The organism is Collinsella sp. AF15-51, from assembly GCF_003462845.1.
Classification (GTDB): domain Bacteria; phylum Actinomycetota; class Coriobacteriia; order Coriobacteriales; family Coriobacteriaceae; genus Collinsella.
On record NZ_QRYG01000038.1, the window covers coordinates 1 to 2,246 of the forward strand.

The window sequence follows — 2,246 nt, forward strand, 5'->3', positions numbered from 1 at the left end:
TGTTAGCGTCAATATATTTTTCACCATTTTCACCAACGTATTTTCGCCAATCGCGCCAACGCGGATGCGCCGGATTCGCCAACGCGGATGCGCCGCTTTCGGCGTCTAGGCTCCCTCCTCCTTCCCGTCCTCGCCGCCGATGGATACGTCCTTCAGGCGGTACGACCGTCCCGTTATCTTGATCATCGCGCAATGGTGGCAAAGCCTGTCGGCCACCGCCGAGGCCGTGACGTTGCTGCCGAACACGTCGCCCCACCTGCCCACCGGCACGTTGGTCGTGACGACGGTCGACCGCTTTAGCGCGTAGCGCCTGTTGACCAGCTGGAACAGCAGGTCGGCGCCCTCCTTGCCGATGTCGAGGTAGCCGAGCTCGTCTATTATCAGCAGGCTGCAGTGCTCGTAGAACCGCATCCTGCGCGCCAGCGCCTCCTTCGCCGAGGCGTGCTTGAGGTCCTCGACCAGCCTCGAGCAGTCGGCGAAGTACACCTGCTTGCGGGCCATCACCGCCTCGTGGCCTATGGCTATCGACAGGTGGGTCTTGCCGACGCCCGGGCTGCCGACGAGCACGACGTTGTCGCCGCGGTCGATGAACTCGAGCGTGGCCAGCTGCTCGACCAGCCCGCGCGGCACGCTCGGCTGGAAGCCCCAGTCGAAGTCGGCCAGCGTCTTTATGTAGGGGAAGTTGGCCATCCTCGTGCGGCGCTCGTCGTCGGCGCGCCGCTTGAGGGCTATCTGGGCGTCGGTGAGCTCGAGCATGGCGTCGACCAGGCCCTTCCTCCCGTCGGCGACGAGCCTGACGTACTCGGGCACCGACGACGCCATGCCCTCGAGCCCCAGCTCCTCGAGGTTGGCCGCCAGGCGGTTGAGGGGGCTGGCCTGCACGGCGGCGCTCACAGCGAGCCCCCTATCGAGTCGAGCAGGCCGAGGTTGGCCGCGGCGGCCGCCTCGATGTCGCCGGCGGCGTCGCCGAACCACCGCTTGCCGGCCATGGCCTCGGCGTAGTGCGCCGGGTCGTAGGCCGGCCCGCCCGCCACGTGCGTGGCCACCAGCTCGCCGCCGACGTAGCAGTCCATCGCGCCGCCGGGCATGCAGACGATGCGGGCGGGCCTGCCGATGCAGCGCCTGGGCACCGACATGGGCTCGCCGTGCGCGCTCACCAGCATCGTGGCCGGCACCCTGGCCACGCGCACCACGTCGCCCATCGCCTCCTCGAGGGCGCGCAGGTTGCCGACGGGCAGCAGCGCGTCCTTCTCCTCCATGAACAGCGCGAAGGGAGGCAGCCCCGTGGTCTCGTTGGGCTCGGAGTTGCTGGCGTCCTCGATCCGCGCGACGATCTCGTCGATGTCGTCCCAGCCGTCGAAGTCGCCCTGGTAGGCCATGAGCCGCGACAGGAAGCGGTTCGACGACTCGACCTTGCCCTTCGTCTGGGGGCTGCGCGGGCGGCACAGCTTCAGCTCGAAGCCGGCGGCCTTGGCGAACTCGTACGCGCGCTGGACCTTGAGGCGCCGGCCGCCCTTGACCGTCACCAGGGCGGACATGTTGTCCGTGACCCACTCGCGCGGCACGCCGCCGAGCCTCGCGATCGTGGCGTACATGCACCTGACCAGGTCGTCGGTCGTCCTGGTCCTCGACCGGATGAATATGTGCCTGCGGGAATGGCCCAGCGTCGCCGCGAACACGTTGAACTCGAACAGCTCGCCGTCGCGGTTCGCCATCTTGACGGACTCCTTCCAGTCGAACTGCAGCTGCAGTCCGGGCGGCGTCTCGAAGCGCGGGTGCGGCTCCGGGCCGCCGGAGGCCCCGACGGCGATGCCGTTCTTGCGCATGAACTGGGTGAAGGCGTTGTAGCCGGCCAGGTCCTCGCCGGGATACCTGTGCAGCAGCCACTCGTGGATGCCCTTCTTGGTGACTCCCGGCAGCTGCGCCTTGGCGGCCACCTCCTCGATGTGCGCGTCGAACGAGCCCGCCCTGTCGCCGCGCCCGTCGTGGGGCCGCCCGCCCTCGGCCCTCCAGTACGACGCCACGGTGTGCCTGTCCTTGCCGTAGCGCTTCGCTATGTCGCTGAAGTTGGGCTTTATGCCCGCTTCCCTGTACATGTCCAACTCTCCGATCAGGTTCTTCTCCGCCACGGCCCGCTCCTCCCGAAAGCATCGTTCGCTCGTCGATCGAAGCGTAAGCCCCGGCGTTGGTGGAAATGGTGAAAATGCGTTGGCGCAAATGGCGGGATTGCGTTGGCATGATTGGTT

2 protein-coding genes are annotated in these 2,246 nt (G+C 67.7%); both read right to left on the bottom strand.

Annotated elements, in window-relative coordinates:
- Positions 1–105 precede the first annotated feature (105 nt).
- Positions 106–894, bottom strand: coding sequence for an IS21-like element helper ATPase IstB (gene istB / locus DWW51_RS10110; protein ID WP_117774414.1), 789 nt, complete (start codon positions 892–894; stop codon positions 106–108).
- Positions 891–2,129 (bottom strand): IS21 family transposase, encoded by a 1,239-nt coding sequence (gene istA / locus DWW51_RS10115; protein WP_117774415.1) that lies wholly within the window; start codon positions 2,127–2,129, stop codon positions 891–893. Before istA ends, istB begins: the two co-directional genes overlap by 4 nt.
- Between the last annotated feature and the right edge of the window lie 117 nt (positions 2,130–2,246).